Raw genomic sequence first — 17836 nt, forward strand, 5'->3', positions numbered from 1 at the left:
AAGATTTTTAATTAAAAAAAAGAGAAAAACAATAAAATGTACTAGTGATGGACTTTTATTATTAATTTAGTGAAAACTAAAAATTAATACCATATGAGAAAATTTTACCTTTTATTTTTATTCTTTATCTTATTATTTTCATGTAAAAGTGAATCTTTCGTAGAAATAGATGAAAACCCATCCGATTCTCCCTCTAATTATAGTTTTGGGAATACCACACAAAAGAATTTTCAGGGTCTCGTTCTTGATACAAGTGGAAATCCGGTTTCCGGAGCAACAGTTACCATTGGAGCTAACACGGCAACAACTAACCTTAAAGGCCTTTTTACATTGAAGAATGCTTCGGTAAAAGAAAATTTTGCCCATGTAAAAGTAACAAAAGCCGGTTTTGTAAATGCATCACGGGTTTTAGTTCCTACCAACGGAATAAATAGAGTGAATATCATGATGATTCCTGTAACAACAACAGCTACAATTGCCACAGGCTCTATCTCTACCGTTTCATTACCTAACGGAACTAAAGTAAAATTCGATGGAAGTTTTAAAGATGCCAACGGAAATGTCTATTCAGGAAATGTGAGCGTGGGAGTCTTTCACCTGGCACCATCCAATCCATATCTTAATGAATTAATGCCAGGATCTTTTTTGGCAACCAACTCAGCAGGAAATGCCAGAGTGATGGAAACTTTTGGGATGCTCCATGTACAATTAACAGGAAGTTCCGGGCAGAATCTTCAGATTGCAAACGGCCATAATGCAGAAATTACTGTTCCGGTAGATGCTACACAAACGTCCAGCTCACCAGCCACAATACCACTATGGTCCTATAATGAAGATACCGGAATGTGGAAAGAAGAAGGCTCTGCAACAAAGATGGGAAATACCTATGTAGGAACAGTAAGTCATTTTTCCTGGTGGAATTGTGATGCACAGTTTCCACAGGCAACGCTGAAAGTAACTGTAAAAAATGCAGCAGGGCAGGTCTTACCCAATGTTAAGGTCGCTTTAATGAGAATTTCTCAAGCATATGAAACTTACGGGATGACAGATAATGCAGGAATGGTCTATGGAATAGTTCCGGCAAGTGAGGTTCTTAGCCTAAAGGTTTATGATGTTTGTAATAATGTAATTTATACATCAAACGTAGGCCCTTTTCCAACTGGAGTCATAACGACTATTTCAGATATTGTTGTAAACCCTTCTATATCTACCAACTATACCATTCAGGGAGTCCTGAAAACATGTGCTAATGCCAATGTGAGTGATGGTTATGTAGAATTGAAACCAACAGTAAGTACAAATTATTTCCAGTATATGTCAGTCCCGGTAGATAATAACGGAGGTTTTACATTCAATACTTATTCATGTATAGCAAATCCACAGTTTAGATATGAAGGATTTGATAATGTTAATTTATTGAGTACCAATGATGTTACTTTCACAGCAACATCTACAACTATGAATCTGGGGGATATTATGGCTTGTAATTCTGTGAATGAATATATAAATTATAAAATTGATAATCAGCCTGTTATTAACTTGTCAGGATCGTTCAATGCGCAATGGACAGGGCTTACTTCTACATCACCTAATCTGCCAGCTAAACAATTAAGAATAATCTCTGTAAATCCAATTGGACCCACTTTCTTTATGACCCAAAACAATATGACGGGCGTGGCTGCAAGTTTTACTTCATATTATGGGTTTGACTTCTCTGGAGGTTCTATTACATCCAATAACGGAAATTTGGTTGTCGATATAACTTCTTTCGGAGCTTTAGGAGACTACATTGATTTTACCGTTAATGGAACATATACCGATAATTCAGGAAATCATACCTTCACAGCAACAGGACATGTGAAACGGGATTTGTAATCACCGTAGTAAAAATAAAAAGGACCGAAAAGGTCCTTTTTTTATGTAATATATCTATTATTTATTCTCTGTCGAATCGGGCAAGCTTTTTATCTACCCAAACCGTTGCGAAGGGGAAAAATGCAGATAATAAAGCAAAAACAAAATCTTCATCATCCCAATTATAAATTTTTCTCGCCGGAAGGCAGAGCAAAAGATAAAGGGTGAAAAATAATCCGTGTAAACTACCAATAACGCTGATGAAGATAATAGAATATAAATTTTCATCATATCGGATCCAGATCATTGCAACACCGTACAGTAAAAGACATGAAATGGCTTCTGCAAGGCAAATCTGTTTAAACCATTTGATAATTTTTTCCTGAGAATATTTTGAGAAAAGTTTTTCGATGAAGTCCATTTCTTGAGTTATGAGGTGAGAGTTAAAAGGTAAGAGTCTTTCTCTGGCTTTTAGTTTTTAGCCTCTCATTTCTGATTTGCAAAATTACTTATAAAAACTGCTACCATCCAAATATTCAAAAACTTCAGGTGGAAGCATAGGTCTTACATTTTTACCGTCCTTCACCATATTACGGATTTCTGTAGCGGAAAGTTCTATTACCGGAGCCTTGATCAGGGAGATATTTTCATGCTGTAAATATTCAGAATCTTTTTTCTCTCCTTCAAATACTCTTGGATACACAATGATATGATGATTTTTGATCAGCGTATCAGAATTTTTCCATTTGTGAAGACTCTTCAGATTATCTTCGCCCATGATCAGACTGAAAGAATAATCAGGATATTTTTCATGAAGGTAAGTTAGCGTATCAATAGTATAACTTGGCTTCGGAAGAGAGAATTCTACATTGGAAGCTCTCATATTTGGATAATTCTTTACCGCAAGTTGTACCATATCAAGCCTGTTATGGTCATTCAGTAAAGATTTTTTGTCTTTAAAAGGATTTTGCGGGCTCACTACAAACCAAAGCTCATCCATATCAGAATTTTCCAGAATATAATTGGCCAGAATAAGATGCCCGATATGAATAGGATTGAATGATCCGAAAAATAAACCGATTTTTTTCATTGTTATAAGGAGTTAGGTTGCAGGAATTAGGGCTTAGGGAGTTTGAAGTTTTGTAATTACTGCATTCAGCATTTTTGATATCTCGGATGTTTTTTCGATCAAAATTTGAAAAATTTCAGGATTCAAATAATTTAAATTTCTTGAAATAATCAATTGGGTTTCCAATTCGGTGCTGCTACCTCTTGCAATTTTCAAAAACTGAAGATAGTCACTAGTAGATCTTCTGGAATGACCTTCAGCAATATTTGATGGAATTGAAATTGAGGATCTGCGGATCTGGCTTATAAGTCCATAGAGTTCTTCTTTTGGGAAAGCTGTTGTTACTTGATAGATTTCTGTAACGAGATCTACAGATTTTTGCCACACGATTAATTCCTTATAATTTCCCATATGCATTATACCTTATTGCTAAATCCTAATCTCTAATCCCTATTCTCAATCTCTGAATTTTACATCTTTGATATTGAGATAATGAGTTACATTGCCTTTCCAGTGATTTTCTTCCAGGGTAAAAGCAAGATCGAAATTTTTATTTTTAAAATCCTCAACAAACTGTCCCAGTTTGAATCCTACGCATTCAATATTTCGTCCTGTAGATTCCTGTCTGATATAAAACTTCAGGTGATTATTATCTTTTCCCATTGTTTTTACATAGCCGGAAAGTTTCTGATCCGTTAATGTAAAAATAGGTTTCATATTATGCGGTCCAAATGGAGCCAGTTTTCTGTGGAAATTGATAAACTCTCTGTTGATTTCATCTACTCTAATCTCTGTATCAATCGTAATAGAAGGTTCTTTCTGATGATCCTTGATTTTTTCAGAAACAATTCTTTCAAATTTTTCCTTGAAAGCATCAAATTTATCCTTCTCCATCGAAAGTCCGGCGGCGGCATGATGTCCTCCGAATTTAAGGAAATATTCAGAACACAAATCAAGGGCTTCATGTACATCAAAATCAGAAACAGATCTTGCAGAAGCTACCATTTCCCCATTATTACCATCAGTAAATACAAGGGTAGGTTTATAATAGGTTTCAATAAGCCTTGAGGCTACAATACCAATTACACCTTTATTCCATTCGGGATGATAAACGATGGTGGTATGTTTGGTTTCCTGTTGGGATTCTATAATCTGATTGAGCGCAGAAAGTGTAGAATTCATGTCCAGTTCACGCCTTTCATCGTTGAGGTTCATGATATCATTTACAATCTGGTTGGCATGTTTCAGATTGTCAGAAACCATAAGCTCTACAGCTGCTTTACCATGAGAAATTCTTCCGGCAGCATTAATTTTAGGAGCGATTTCAAAAACAATATTGGAAATTTCAAAATGAGAAAGTTTATCCTCAGGAATCAATAATCTTAAACCAAGGTTTCTGGTCTTTCTGAGGGTTTTTAATCCCATTTTAGCCAGAACTCTGTTTTCTCCTGTCATGGAAACAATATCTGCTGCAATGGAGATTGCCAGAAGGTCTGTCAGTTCAAATAATTCTGCTTCCGGTAATTTATAAATGGTATTAAGTCCCTGGCAAAGCTTAAAACCAACACCACATCCCGAAAGTTCTTTGAAAGGATATCGGCAGTCGCTTCTTTTTGGGTCAAGTACAGCTGCAGCATCAGGAATCTCTTCCCCCGGAAGGTGATGGTCACAGATAATAAAATCAATGTCCAGATTGCTGGCATAGTTGATCATATCAAGGGCTTTGATTCCACAGTCCAGAGCAATGATTAATGAAAAACCATTTTCTTTGGCAAAATCAATTCCTTCCGTGGAAATTCCATATCCTTCAGAATTTCTGTCAGGAATATAATAATCCAGATATTTTTTCTCAACAATTTTGCTGAGATAAAGGTACATTAAAGCAACTGCTGTGGTTCCGTCCACATCATAGTCTCCATATACCAATATTTTTTCACCATTTTCAATAGCCGTTGCAATACGCTCTACAGCTTTTTGCATGTCTGCCATTAAAAACGGATTGTGTATATCGTTAAGGTTGGGTTTGAAGAATTCTCTGGCCTTTTGATAATTGTCAATTCCCCTTAGAACGAGGATTTTAGATTCAAAAGTACCAAAACCAAGTGACGAACTTAGTCTGTCAACAACTTCCTCATCGGGTTCAGGCTTGTAAATCCATTTTTGACTCATTTCACAAAAATAGGGAAAAAAGTTCTAAAAGCGTCTTTAAAAATCAGCAAATTAGATTTTAAAATGGATGGCATAAGTATGAGCAAAATTTATACTTGTTAGTTAAATTGATCAGAGGAATTATATTTTTATTCATTTTAAAAATGATCTATGCAGGAAAATTATACCCTTTCAAACTATATGTATCAAGCATTTTTATGATTATTTTGTTTAAAATAAAATGCAAGAACTTTCGGGTTTCTTTTCAATAATAAAAAAATAACATTCAAGGCAGATATAGGAGAATTTTTGACTTAATAATTGTTAAAAAAGGTTATCTTCGTGCTCCAAATTTTAAATGACTATGAAAAAAATTACGCTAAGCCTTATGTTATTTGGGGCAATGTATTCGATCAATGCACAGAAAATTAACCTCGGAAAAGCTGCCGGAATGGTTTCAAATGGTGCAAAAGCCTTAACATTTACCAACGAAGATGCTATTAAATTATCCAAAGAATCAGTAGATTGGATGGATAAAAATAATCCTGTAGCAGGACCTAAAGACCCATACACTGTGAGGCTGAACAAATTGTTTGGAAAACATAAATCTCAGGATGGTCTGAACTTGAATTATAAAGTTTATAAAGTAAAAGATATTAATGCGTTTGCCTGTGCAGACGGAAGTGTACGCGTATTCTCTTCATTAATGGATATTATGACTGATAATGAATTGCTTGCCGTAATCGGACATGAAATCGGCCACGTGAAGAATCAGGATACCAAAGATGCTATGAAATCAGCTTATCTGAAAGCAGCGGCATTAGATGCTGCGTCATCAGCTTCGTCCGCTGTAGCTACCCTTAATGAAAGCCAGGTAGGAAAGATGGCAAATGCCTTTTTAGATGCTTCACACAGTAAAAAGCAGGAGTCTGAAGCAGATACTTATTCATATGACTTTATGAAAGCTAATAAATATGATGTTGTGGGTGCTTATACAGCTTTTAAAAAGTTAGCTTTACTTTCAGAAGGAAGTACACAGACTAATTTTGAAAAGATGTTCAATTCTCACCCCGACAGCAACAAAAGAGCAGAATCTATCAAAAAGAAAGCAGAGAAAGAAGGTTTATGGAAAGATCCGGGAACTGTAGCTTTACCTACTGCTAAATTGACGAAATAATTATTTTATTTATTGTTTAAACGAAAATACCTCAAAGCATTGCTTTGAGGTATTTTTATATAGATTTTAATGTTGTTCGGATTATGAATACATTTTTTCTCTTAATTCTTTTACCTTTTTATCAGCAAGGTATTCGTCATAAGTCATTTCTCTGTCGATGATTCCGGTAGGAGTCAGTTCAATGATTCTGTTACAGACTGTTGAAAGCATTTCGTGGTCATGAGATGCCAGTAAAAGATTTCCTTTGAAGTTAGATAAAGAGTTGTTCAAAGTCGTGATACTCTCAAGGTCTAAGTGATTGGTAGGTTCATCTAATAAAAGAACATTCGCTTTCTGAAGCATCATTCTACTGAACATACATCTCATTTTTTCACCTCCGGAAAGTACTTTACAAGATTTCAAAGCTTCATCTCCTGAGAATAGCATTCTTCCTAAGAATCCTCTTACGAATTCTTCATGACGTTCTTCATCATTCTTTGTAAACTGTCTCAACCAGTCAACCAAACTTAGGTCTTCCTGGAAGAAGTTGGTATTATCCAATGGCATATGAGACTGATTGGTAGTAACTCCCCATGCAACCGTACCTTTGTCCGCTTCTACATTTCCAGCCAGAATTTCGAAGAATTCTGTAATGGCTAAAGAGTTTTTGGAAAGTACAGCTACTTTATCTCCTTTTTTAAGATTTAAATCAATATTAGAGAATAATAATTCTCCGTCTTTTGTTTTTTCAAGACCTTTTACATCAAGGATCTGATCTCCAGCTTCTCTCTCCATTTCGAAAATAATAGCAGGATATCTTCTTGAAGAAGGCTTAATATCGTCAATATTTAATTTGTCGATCATTTTCTTTCTCGCAGTCGCCTGTTTAGCTTTCGCTACGTTAGAACTGAAACGTGCAATGAAATCCTGAAGTTCTTTTTTCTTCTCTTCAGCCTTCTTGTTGGCCTGAGCTCTTTGTCTTGTTGCTAATTGAGAAGCCTGGTACCAGAAAGAGTAGTTACCTGTATATAGGTTAAGCTTAGAATAATCAAGGTCACCGATGTGGGTACAAACCGTATCAAGGAAGTGACGGTCGTGAGATACAACAATTACCGTGTTTTCATAATCAGCAAGGAAGTCTTCCAGCCATGAGATGGTGTCAATGTCAAGGTCGTTGGTAGGCTCATCCAGAATCAATACATCAGGGTTCCCGAAAAGTGCCTGAGCCAAAAGAACTTTTACTTTGTCTTTGTTCTCAAGTTCACTCATCAATTGCCAGTGCATATCATCCGTGATTCCTACGTTAGAAAGCATAGTCTGAGCATCAGATTCTGCAGTCCAGCCACCCATCTCGTCATAAATTACACCTAATTCTCCGGCCTTAATACCGTCTTCGTCAGAGAAATCTTCTTTTGCGTATAACGCATCCATTTCCTCTTTTATCTCAAATAATTTCTTATTACCTCTTAAAACAGCTTCAAGAACAGTAAACTGATCATAAGCAAAGTGATCCTGTTCCAAAACTGACATTCTCTTCCCTGGTTCCAGAGATACATGCCCTGTTGTAGGATCCTGCTTTCCTGTTAGTATTTTCAGGAATGTAGACTTTCCCGCACCGTTTGCTCCGATGATCCCGTAGCAGTTTCCTTTGGTAAACATAATATTTACCTCGTCAAAAAGAACTCTTTTCCCGAATTGTAAAGATAAGTTAGATACTGTTAACATATAGTTTTGTAAATTTGGCGCAAAAATACGAAAAGAATTTGGGTATTTTGTAATAATATAATAGTCAAGTTTTTAAATGTATGGTATTTTTTATATATTTCATTAACGAAATTTTAAAATGATGAAGATTGAGAAAACAGTTAGCATATTAAATAAAAGAGCCCGTTTTGAATATGAAATTCTAGAAGAATACGAAGCCGGAATGGTTTTGACGGGTACGGAAATAAAATCTTTACGTTCATCCAAAGCATCCATTACAGAATCCTTCTGTCAGTTTATTGATGGGGAATTGTACATCATCAACATGATGATTGATGAGTATAAATTGGGAACTTTTTACAATCACAAAACAAAAAGGGAACGGAAATTGCTCTTGCACAAAAAAGAATTACAAAAACTTGAAAAAAAGTTAAAGGATGCTGGGAACACCATAATACCTTTAAAATTATATATCACCGACCGAGGGAAAGCAAAGGTGCTGATAGCGCTTGGTAGAGGGAAAAAACTTTTCGATAAAAGAGAGGCGATAAAAGATAGAGAAAATAAACGGAACCTCGACAGAATATTAAAGAAAAGTTAAAAATCATTTGAAAAACTTTGTATATAAAGAAAAATTATATTTATTTTGCATTATCAATTATTTAATCATTTAATTCTATGAAAAATCTAAAATTAGGAATTTCAGCATTGGCGCTTACTGTTGCCTCTACTGTTTTCGCACAGACTACCAACAATCCGTGGTTAATCGGAGTTGGTGCTCATGCTGAAAACCACGTAGCAGCAAGAGGTACTTTCAGTAATACGTTCTCTGCTAACAATTTGACAAAAAGTATGTTCAATGTGAACAACTTTTCTATTACACCTCCACTATCTAAGTTAACAGTTGCTAGAAACGTTGGAAAAGGTTTAGTAATTGACTGGCAAACTTCTGTTGGAAATGTTGAAAACAAAAGATTCAACATGGGGAAAGAATTTTTCCTAATGACAGGTCTTGGTTTCCAGGCTCACGCTGCAGGTCTTTTATGGAACGAAGAATCTTGGTTTGATCCATATTTAAGAGTTGGTGCTAACTACTTAAGACATGACTATACAGCTCTTACTTTCCCTAGAACATCTGTTGACGCTAACGGTAATCCAATCGAAAACGTAACTAATGGTAAGGATGGTAACGAAAACGGTAAAGCTAATCACTTTACTGTAGCTACAGGTGCTGGTGCTAACTTCTGGGTAACTAAGAACTTCGGTCTTGGTGTTCAGGGAGATTATGTATCAACTCCAGGTGACAAATCTACTGTTGCTAACTTCTGGCAAGCTTCTGCTTCTATCTTATTCAGATTCGGAAACAGAGACAGAGATAAGGATGGTATCCTAGATAAAGATGACCTTTGTCCAGATACTCCAGGTTTACCAGAATTCCAAGGATGTCCTGATACTGACGGTGACGGAGTTCCAGATAAAGACGATCAATGTCCAGAAGTGGCTGGTCCAGTTGAAAACAACGGATGCCCTTGGCCAGATACTGACGGTGATGGTGTAATCGACAAAGATGACGCTTGTCCTACAGTAGCAGGTCCTGCTGAAAACAACGGTTGTCCTTGGCCAGATACAGACGGTGACGGTATCTTAGATAAAGATGATGCTTGTCCTACTGTTCCAGGTCTTCCAGAATACAACGGATGTCCTAAACCAAAAGAAGTAACAGCTACTGACGTTGAGAAAAACCTTAAGAGTGTATACTTCGATTTCAACAAAGCTACAATCAAGCCTGAATCTAAAGGAGCTTTAGATACTGCTTCTGAAATCATTAAGAAAGATGGAGGTAGATTCCTATTAGTTGGTGAAACTGACAAAAAAGGAAGCGATGCTTACAACTTGAAATTATCTAAAGAAAGAGCTGCTTCTGTAGTTGCTGCTTTAGATGCAAGAGGTGTAGATATCAACGCATTAAAATCAGTTGGTATTGGAGAGCAAAATGCTAAAGTTGCAGAATCTGCATCTGATGCTGAAAGACAAGCTGATAGAAAAGTAACTGTTAGATACATTGGTGATGACAGCGAATGGAACAAATATCAGAAATCTGATGTTGTAGCTCCAGCGAAAAAAGCTACTAAGAAAGCTACTAAAAAAGCTCCAGCTAAGAAAAAAGCTGCTGCTAAAAAGAAAAAATAATTAATTTTTCTAAATAATGAATACCTCCAATTTGATTGGAGGTATTTTTTTTTTGTTGACTTTTGAGTAATTTTGTTGGAAATTTAAAAATTAAAATGGGAAGAGCATTTGAATATAGAAAAGCTTCTAAAATGGCCAGATGGGATAAAATGGCCAAAACATTCTCTAAAATTGGAAAAGATATTGCATTAGCTGTAAAAGCTGGAGGAACAGATCCGGAATCCAATCCTGCCTTGAGAAGATGTATCCAAAACGCAAAAGGGGCGAATATGCCTAAGGATAATGTTGAAAGAGCCATTAAGAAAGCGAGTGGTGCAGATGCAGAAAACTACGAAGAAATCACTTATGAAGGTTATGGACAAGGCGGTGTTGCTTTTTTTGTAGAATGTACTACAAACAATACAACAAGAACTGTGGCCAACGTAAGAGCTGTTTTCAATAAGTTTGACGGTAACCTTGGTAAAAATGGTGAGTTAGCATTTATCTTCGATAGAAAAGGAATTTTCACAATTGATTTGTCTCAGATTAAAATGGATTGGGATGATTTCGAAATGGAAATGATTGATGGTGGTGCAGAAGATGTGGAAAAGGATGAGGAGGAAGTAATGATTACTACAGCTTTTGAAGATTTCGGTTCTCTATCTCACAAATTGGACGCGCTTGGAATTGAAGCAAAAAGTGCAGACCTTCAGAGAATTCCAAACAATACAAAAGAAGTAAACGCAGAACAGTTCAAAGCTAATATGAAAATGCTTGAGCGTTTCGAAGAGGATGATGACGTGCAAAACGTTTACCACAATATGGAAATCACAGAAGAGCTGATGAACTCTTTATAAAAAATAACATAGCATTCATATACAGTTAATTTTCAATTAGTTTCTTTGTACAAAACTATGAAAAGAAACGTTGAATTAGTTGTTATATCGGATGTTCATTTGGGAACTTATGGATGTAAGGCTAAAGAATTGTTGAGATACCTCAATTCTATCCAGCCTAAAACGTTAGTTTTAAACGGTGATATTATTGATATCTGGCAGTTTAAAAAGTCTTACTTCCCTAAACCTCATTTGAAGGTAATCAGAAAGATTCTTTCACTGGCTACCAAAAACACAGATGTTTATTACATTACAGGCAATCATGACGAAATGTTCCGTAAGTTCACAGATTTTGAACTGGGAAAACTTAAAGTCTGTAATAAAATCTGTCTGAATATAGATGAGAAAAAAACCTGGATTTTTCACGGGGATGTTTTCGATGCATCCGTCCAGCACTCAAAATGGATCGCCAAACTCGGCGGAAAAGGTTACGACCTCCTGATTATTATCAATAATGTTGTAAATTGGTTCTTAGAAAAAATGGGTAAAGAGAAATACTCGTTTTCCAAAAAGATCAAAAACAATGTGAAAAAAGCAGTAAAGTATATCGGAGATTTTGAACTTACGGCTTCCGAGCTGGCTATTGACAATCACTATGATTATGTTGTTTGCGGTCATATCCACCAGCCACAGATTCGGGAGGTAGTTAATAAAAAAGGATCCTGCACTTATCTGAATTCAGGTGACTGGATTGAAAATCTCTCCGCTTTAGAATACCATGATAAAGAATGGAAGATTTTTTATTATGATGAGCATAAACATTTATTGAAAGATGATGAGGCAGAAGAAATTCCGGAAATGGATAATTCTGCTCTTTTAAAAATTGTAACCAACTTTTCCTAAATGAAGATTTTGTATGCATTCCAGGGTACTGGAAACGGACATATTGCCCGAGCACAGGAAATCATTCCTCTTCTCAAAAAACATGCTTCTGTTGATACTTTGATCAGTGGGCATCAGTCGCAATTAAAGGCTGATTTTGATATTAATTTTCAACATAGAGGTATTTCCCTTCTTTATAATAAAACAGGCGGTTTATCGTACCGAAAAACATTTACAGAAAATAAATTCTTTGAAGCCGCTAAAACAATCAGAGAATTAGAGCTGTCACAATATGATTTAATTATTAATGATTATGAACCTTTGACAGGCTGGGCGTCCAAACTGAAAAAGCTTCCGATGATAGAACTGAGCCATCAGGCTTCCATGAGTTTCCCGGAAACACCAAAACCGGAGAAAAAGGATTTTCTGGGTGAAATGATCCTGAAATACTACGTTCCCAGCGAAAGAAAAATCGGTTTTCACTTTGAAAATTATCATCCACAGATCAAAAAACCTGTGATCAGAAGAAAAATAAGAAATCTTAGTCCCTACAAACAGGGTTACTATCTTGTTTATCTTCCCAGTTTTGCCGATGAGAATATCATTAAGGTTTTAAGAAAAATTCCTGTAGAATGGAAAGTGTTTTCAAAATACAGCAAAGTACAGGTTAAAGTAAAAAATGTGGAAGTATTTCCTATTGATGAAATGCAGTATCTGAAATACTTTGAAGGCTGTGATGGAATTTTATGCAATGCAGGTTTTGAAAGTCCTGCAGAAGCATTGTTTATGGATAAAAAATTGTTTGTAATTCCCATTCATAATCAATACGAACAGGAATGTAATGCATGTGCCCTGGACAAAATGGGAATTCCCAATTCCAAGGTATTAAATCTTCAGGAAATAATGGAATGGGTAGCTTCTGACCATCATCTGAAAGTGGATTATCCGGATGATATTGAAGATATTCTGGTGAATGATGTTTTAATTCTTTAGAAATATATCGTCCACATCACTCATTCTCATCATCACAGATTTTGCATAAGAACAGTGCGGGTATACTTTCCAATTATTTTCTCTGGCAAATTTAATGGCTTCTTCTACTAAATATTTTCCCATTCCTCTTCCTTCAAATTCAGGATGTACCAGTACAAAAGAGATAATGAATTTATGATCTTCAGGAAAAATTGTATACGTAAGCCTTCCTACTTCCTTTATTTCATTATTTAAGGTAAGAACTCCGCCGTTTCCGGATTTATTATTTTCAAAATTCATTGCAGTAAAAATTTGTTATTATTGTTTTTCCAATATTTTTATACGTTTTGTAAGTTCCTGAATTTCTTTTTTCAGAAGGGTAATATATTCCTGCTGATTTTGGAAAAGATATTCCGGAATGTTATAAAAGTAATTGTTGCTAGCGGAATAATTACCAGAAATATTGTCATAATTATTCACCTGATGAATATTAGCTGGATCATCCTCTTTTATATCTTCTATAGATGTATTCAAAACTTTTGCCATACGCTCCCATTCTTCATCTGAAATCTTAATTTCTCCCTTTTCTCTTCTGTGGTATTGTGATTGTGTCATATGCAGTATTTTGGCCATGTTTTCCTGCGTGTATTCTTTGTCCTTTCGGACTTTGATAAGTTTGTTTTTGATCATTTGTGTGTTTTTTTTGTTGATACAAATATAATATTTTACCGATTAGATAGATATAAAAAACAGTCATACCAATATCTTTTTTTTATAGCTCATGGAACGTTTGGTTTTATTACAATAAAGTATTATGTAATAATTATAATTAGTTTTTATGGGCTGAAATCACATAAAATTCACATAAAAACCATAGGCTTATTTCATCCTTGTTTGATATATTTGAAATGGTAAAAACACACAAAACAATTTTTTAAAAAAATTATTATGAAAAAAATTAAATTACAAAAGGTGCATCTGGATGTTGCAAAACCATTATCCAGAACAGAATTGAAAAATGTTTTTGGAGGATCTGTCCCAACATCTCCTCAATACAATGACGGAAGCAGTTACATGTGCTGTAACCGTAATGGTTGTAGTACATGTGTAAATAATGCTATACCAGCATGTGTTGAAGGAGCCTGGCCAGTTCCATGTTAATTTGATAAATAGGGAAAGGGGAAATGACCTGATTTCCCCTTTTCTTTGTAAAATTCTAAATAAATGAAAAATATTCTGTTTTTTCTCCTTATCATTTTAAATATTAATGCTCAAAATAAGAGATTTATATATGACTATCAGTTTGTTTCCGATTCAACAAAACACTCAGAAATAAAATCTGAAACCATGTATCTGGATATTGGGTCAAAAGGGTCTATCTATTATAGCAGTAGTGCTTATGTAAATGATTCAACTATGATTGCTGATGCAAAACTGGGAAAAATGACAATGCCTGCTGAAGGAAAAATTAATGAGCGTGTATGCAAAAATTATCCTGATTATAAAATTTTTATTTCTACAAAGTTCTATCTAGAAAAATATAAAGTTTTAGACGAAAGGCAGCAAAATTGGAAAATACATAAAGAGAAGGATAAAATAAACGGTTTTAATGTCCAAAAGGCCAGCCTGGATTTTGCGGGAAGAAAATGGATAGCTTGGTTTACCACTGAAATCCCAATTCAAGATGGACCTTATAAATTTCATGGATTACCTGGATTAATTTTGAAAATTGAAGATGAGACGAAAAGCCATTATTTTGTATTGAAGGGTGTGAGGTCATTATCTAAAAATACAGTTTATCCTAATATTGATCAATCGAAAAAAGAAATCGAAATTAATCAAAAGAAATATGTGAAGTTATTTAAAGAATACAGACAAGATCCTGTAAAAGATTTAAAACAGCTATTTAATGAAGGGAAAATGGTGAGTTATACTGACAGATCCGGAAATATAGTTACTCCTTCACAAATAATTAAAAATTTAGAATCTGAGCGCAAGAGGATGCTTGTAAAGGATAATAATATTATAGAGATTGACTTATTACAATAGTTTTCTTTCAGTTATAAATAATATAATTCAATCAGATTTTATTTTGAAGAAACAGTATCAGTTGGAACTTAATATAATCCGATGAAGTTAGATAAGGTCGCTAAATACCCAAAAAATGATATTCCTTTCAGCGCAACCAGATGACACTTACTTTATATGGCAGCTGGAAATACAACTGAGAAACTTTCGTTCCTTAGGAATTTTAAAAGAAAGAATTCATATTGTGATTGGTTATCACCCTAAAATAGGATTAAAGTCTGATTTCAAGGTGTTCATTCATAATAATCATGATTTTGCTCTTTTTTTCCTTTACCCGGATACGAGGAAAAGAAAAAAATACCTTTCTTCCATAAGGCCGCATTTGCTGAAAAAGCATTGGAAACAATTTCCATTTCTGGAAAATCAGTGTATTTTTTATCATGATTCTGATATTCTGTTAAGCAGAATTCCTGTTATCGATACACATAATGCGATGAATTATGTTTCCGATACAAGCTCTTATCTGAACTGTCAATATATCAGCTTAAGGGCTGATACGAATCTTCTGTATAAAATGGCTGAGCTTGTAGGAATTTCAGTAGAGATAGTCTTGAGAAATGATGATCATGTGGGTGGAGCCCAATATGTTTTACATGATATGTCCTTTGAATTCTGGGATAAGGTGGAGGAAGATTCTGAAAATATTTTTAATTTACTTACTGAGTATAATATAAATGAAAAGCAAAAAAAAATAAATCTTCCGGATTATCTGCCAAAAGAAATCCATGCCTGGTATGCGGATATGTGGGCTGTACTATGGAATCTATGGTTTTTTAATAAAGAAGTCCGGTTACATGAAGAAATGAATTTTTCATGGCCCACATCTCCTATTGAATATTGGGAGATCAATCCAATCCTTCATTATGCTGGAGATCATGAAGATAAAAAACAATTTTTCTATAAGCGGGATTACGTAAATTATGCTCCATGGTATGATGAAAATTTACATTTTATCCCCGATACAAACTGTAGTTTTCCCATTGTGCAACTGATAAAAAAAAGAAGAGAAGAGCTTGATCGTCAAAGATTAGAATTAAAGAATTTTACATTTTGTTTTACGGAAGATATTGGAAATAAATATTTTGATAAGTATTTTTTCACCAAAGAAAATCAGAGCATTATTGAAATCTTCAATTCTATAATAGTTCCTGAAAGTTTAGTAAAAGAGATCGATACTCTATTAAAAGATGAAACTTATACAGAAATACAATTTACTAAAGTTTATATAGTAGACCAGCTTTTTACGGAAGCTTTTAAAAAAGTGTTGGATGTTATGATTTTAGAACTGAATAAAGAGAAATTTTCTTTACAGGATACTGATACTATTATAAAGATTAAAGAAAGCTATAATACATGGCCTCTTACAATTACTAAAGAAATTTATCTTATACAATGAATGCTGGTTTGCTCAATGGCTTATCAGGAGAAGCTCTCCGCCTATTCTTAAATAAAAATGAAGCTTGTCATAAAAAAGGGATGGCTTTGCTGGACTTCATTACTGAAAATATATTTTCTTGTGACGATTATAGTTTTGAAAATGGGGTTACAGGATTTGGCTGGCTAATCGCTTTTTTGCATCAGGAAGGATGTTTACACATTAACAGTGACGAAATTTTAGAAGATGTGGATGATCAGATTTACAAAATGACACTTGCTGGCCTTGGACAAGACGAACCGAGTATTGATCAGATATTAGGTTTAATCAACTATTTTTTGATCAGACATAGGAACAGCAATGTGGGGGAAAATTATTACAGGAAATTTGCTCATTTGGAATGTCTAAATTTACTCTTCAATTATCTCATAAGTTATATTGAAAATTGTATTCGTGATAGACATATCACTTTTTATGAATTTAACATTTGCTGTAAAATTTTATTGAAACTGGGATATAGTACTGAGTATATAAGCTTTAAAAATGTAAATGATCATTTAATTGAATTTCATATTCATTTTATTCTTTTTTATGAAGCAAAAATCATAATATCCAAAGACTCTGAAAAAGAAATGTATACAGAAGGATTGTTGTGTCTTCTTTTGTCTGCGAAACAAAAAAAATATGAAATTCTCGAACAAAGACTTCTTTATATAATCAAAAAAGCAGGGAAATTATTCCTGCAGCATTTCCTGTACAAAATATATTCTAAGGAAAAATTTGATTATTCTTTATTAGAAGATAAAAAATTATTGTTCGTACTCACTAATTATCTTTCCCTGTATAATAATTATAATCTTTGATGATTACACCTATAAACTGTCTTTCTGTCATTTTTGTAGGGTCTATTTCCAGCTTCAGAATGCTTTTAATTTTCTCAGACAGCTTACTGATGATCTGGCGGTCATCTACTTTCAAGGCTTTGGTGTAATTGTCTTTGATAATTCTCATGTCATTATCACTCAAGGCAATCACCTGAGGGAAAGAAGGGATATAATTTTCGTGGATATTCTCCAGAATGGTATGTGAGATATTGATATTGTTTTTCAAGGAAATAACAGCTGTTCCGGAAGCAATGTCACCTAAACGCTGGTTGTTTTTAGAAACAATCATAGAGATAAGTCCTATAACTCCGGCGAATGATACATCAACAATCCTGAAAACCCAACGGATCATATAATCTGCAAAACTTGCCTGATAACCGTCAATCTTTACCACTTTGATTTTCATTAGCTTTTTACCTGGTGTCTGGCCTTCCATTAAACTTTCCAATACAAGGGGGTAAATATAGATAGGAAACGTAAGCACAAGATATACAGCGCGTATTGACCAGCTGTCAAGGCCATCTAAAAGATATCCCAAATCAAATATATTGAAGAACAGATACAGGATAATTACCACGTAAGCAATCCTGATCAGAAGATCAATAATAAAGGCAAGCATCCTTTCTCCTACACCAGCAATATTAAAATTAATATTTACATTTTGTGAGGTATTTATCGCAATTTGAGACATATTTTTTA

Annotated in this window: 19 protein-coding genes; 11 read left to right on the plus strand and 8 right to left on the minus strand. The window is 34.4% G+C overall.

What is annotated here, in order from left to right; all coding sequences use genetic code 11:
* Nucleotides 1–93 precede the first annotated feature (93 nt).
* Nucleotides 94–1875 carry a carboxypeptidase-like regulatory domain-containing protein gene (locus tag BUE84_RS01855; protein WP_079240267.1) on the plus strand — a complete coding sequence of 594 codons (1782 nt, stop codon included), beginning with the start codon at nucleotides 94–96 and terminating at the stop codon, nucleotides 1873–1875.
* A 61-nt stretch (nucleotides 1876–1936) separates the two neighbouring features.
* Here BUE84_RS01855 and BUE84_RS01860 read toward each other — a convergent pair whose 3' ends face one another.
* From BUE84_RS01860 to recJ, 4 genes are all read right to left on the minus strand, one after another.
* On the minus strand, nucleotides 1937–2275 hold the full coding sequence (locus tag BUE84_RS01860) for a DUF3817 domain-containing protein (protein ID WP_079240268.1): 339 nt from the start codon (nucleotides 2273–2275) through the stop codon (nucleotides 1937–1939).
* Nucleotides 2276–2359: 84 nt separating this feature from the next.
* On the minus strand, nucleotides 2360–2944 hold the full coding sequence (gene nadD / locus BUE84_RS01865) for a nicotinate (nicotinamide) nucleotide adenylyltransferase (protein ID WP_079240269.1): 585 nt from the start codon (nucleotides 2942–2944) through the stop codon (nucleotides 2360–2362).
* Nucleotides 2945–2977: 33 nt separating this feature from the next.
* A complete protein-coding gene (locus tag BUE84_RS01870; RefSeq protein ID WP_079240270.1) occupies nucleotides 2978–3334 on the minus strand; it encodes a four helix bundle protein in 357 nt (118 codons plus the stop codon).
* Between the two features lie 45 nt (nucleotides 3335–3379).
* Nucleotides 3380–5092 carry a single-stranded-DNA-specific exonuclease RecJ gene (gene recJ, locus BUE84_RS01875; RefSeq protein WP_079240271.1) on the minus strand — a complete coding sequence of 571 codons (1713 nt, stop codon included), beginning with the start codon at nucleotides 5090–5092 and terminating at the stop codon, nucleotides 3380–3382.
* 343 nt (nucleotides 5093–5435) lie between these two features.
* Here recJ and BUE84_RS01880 point away from each other — a divergent pair, with 343 nt between their 5' ends.
* Nucleotides 5436–6248 (plus strand): M48 family metallopeptidase, encoded by an 813-nt coding sequence (locus tag BUE84_RS01880; RefSeq protein WP_079243833.1) that lies wholly within the window; start codon nucleotides 5436–5438, stop codon nucleotides 6246–6248.
* 81 nt (nucleotides 6249–6329) lie between these two features.
* On the opposite strand, the gene BUE84_RS01885 is transcribed toward BUE84_RS01880, so the two are convergent.
* Nucleotides 6330–7952: an ABC-F family ATP-binding cassette domain-containing protein gene (locus BUE84_RS01885; protein ID WP_079240272.1), complete on the minus strand. Its 1623-nt coding sequence runs from the start codon at nucleotides 7950–7952 to the stop codon at nucleotides 6330–6332.
* Nucleotides 7953–8073: 121 nt separating this feature from the next.
* Between BUE84_RS01885 and smpB the strand changes: the two genes are divergently transcribed.
* The 5 genes from smpB (at nucleotide 8074) to BUE84_RS01910 (ending at nucleotide 12811) form a co-directional block, all read left to right on the plus strand.
* Nucleotides 8074–8532, plus strand: a complete 459-nt coding sequence (gene smpB / locus BUE84_RS01890; protein WP_034694839.1) for an SsrA-binding protein SmpB — start codon at nucleotides 8074–8076, stop codon at nucleotides 8530–8532.
* Nucleotides 8533–8609: 77 nt separating this feature from the next.
* On the plus strand, nucleotides 8610–10121 hold the full coding sequence (locus tag BUE84_RS01895; RefSeq protein ID WP_079240273.1) for an OmpA family protein: 1512 nt from the start codon (nucleotides 8610–8612) through the stop codon (nucleotides 10119–10121).
* Between the two features lie 95 nt (nucleotides 10122–10216).
* Nucleotides 10217–10957 (plus strand): YebC/PmpR family DNA-binding transcriptional regulator, encoded by a 741-nt coding sequence (locus BUE84_RS01900; RefSeq protein ID WP_079240274.1) that lies wholly within the window; start codon nucleotides 10217–10219, stop codon nucleotides 10955–10957.
* A gap of 57 nt (nucleotides 10958–11014) precedes the next feature.
* The gene (locus tag BUE84_RS01905; protein WP_034694759.1) at nucleotides 11015–11839 is read left to right on the plus strand and encodes a UDP-2,3-diacylglucosamine diphosphatase; all 825 of its coding nucleotides are present in this window, start codon (nucleotides 11015–11017) and stop codon (nucleotides 11837–11839) included.
* The gene (locus BUE84_RS01910) at nucleotides 11840–12811 is read left to right on the plus strand and encodes a glycosyltransferase family protein (protein WP_079240275.1); all 972 of its coding nucleotides are present in this window, start codon (nucleotides 11840–11842) and stop codon (nucleotides 12809–12811) included.
* Here the strand turns inward: BUE84_RS01910 and BUE84_RS01915 are convergent.
* Together BUE84_RS01915 and BUE84_RS01920 are read right to left on the minus strand one after the other, a co-directional pair.
* Nucleotides 12800–13090, minus strand: coding sequence for a GNAT family N-acetyltransferase (locus BUE84_RS01915; protein WP_079240276.1), 291 nt, complete (start codon nucleotides 13088–13090; stop codon nucleotides 12800–12802). The genes BUE84_RS01910 and BUE84_RS01915 overlap by 12 nt on opposite strands.
* 18 nt (nucleotides 13091–13108) lie before the next feature.
* A complete protein-coding gene (locus BUE84_RS01920) occupies nucleotides 13109–13480 on the minus strand; it encodes a helix-turn-helix transcriptional regulator (protein ID WP_079240277.1) in 372 nt (123 codons plus the stop codon).
* 258 nt (nucleotides 13481–13738) lie between these two features.
* On the opposite strand from BUE84_RS01920, the gene BUE84_RS01925 reads away from it, so the two are divergent.
* The 4 genes from BUE84_RS01925 (at nucleotide 13739) to BUE84_RS01940 (ending at nucleotide 17116) form a co-directional block, all read left to right on the plus strand.
* Nucleotides 13739–13951 (plus strand): hypothetical protein, encoded by a 213-nt coding sequence (locus BUE84_RS01925; RefSeq protein WP_079240278.1) that lies wholly within the window; start codon nucleotides 13739–13741, stop codon nucleotides 13949–13951.
* Nucleotides 13952–14014: 63 nt separating this feature from the next.
* Nucleotides 14015–14839, plus strand: coding sequence for a GLPGLI family protein (locus tag BUE84_RS01930; protein ID WP_079240279.1), 825 nt, complete (start codon nucleotides 14015–14017; stop codon nucleotides 14837–14839).
* 115 nt (nucleotides 14840–14954) lie between these two features.
* Nucleotides 14955–16274, plus strand: a complete 1320-nt coding sequence (locus BUE84_RS01935) for a hypothetical protein (RefSeq protein ID WP_079240280.1) — start codon at nucleotides 14955–14957, stop codon at nucleotides 16272–16274.
* A complete protein-coding gene (locus tag BUE84_RS01940; RefSeq protein WP_079240281.1) occupies nucleotides 16271–17116 on the plus strand; it encodes a hypothetical protein in 846 nt (281 codons plus the stop codon). The genes BUE84_RS01935 and BUE84_RS01940 overlap by 4 nt, the downstream gene beginning before the upstream one ends.
* Here the strand turns inward: BUE84_RS01940 and BUE84_RS01945 are convergent.
* A complete protein-coding gene (locus tag BUE84_RS01945) occupies nucleotides 17079–17828 on the minus strand; it encodes an RDD family protein (protein WP_079240282.1) in 750 nt (249 codons plus the stop codon). The two genes, BUE84_RS01940 and BUE84_RS01945, sit on opposite strands and share 38 nt — an antisense overlap.
* Nucleotides 17829–17836 lie beyond the last annotated feature (8 nt).

This window comes from Chryseobacterium indologenes (assembly GCF_002025665.1).
In the GTDB taxonomy this organism is placed as follows: Bacteria; Bacteroidota; Bacteroidia; order Flavobacteriales; family Weeksellaceae; genus Chryseobacterium; species Chryseobacterium metallicongregator.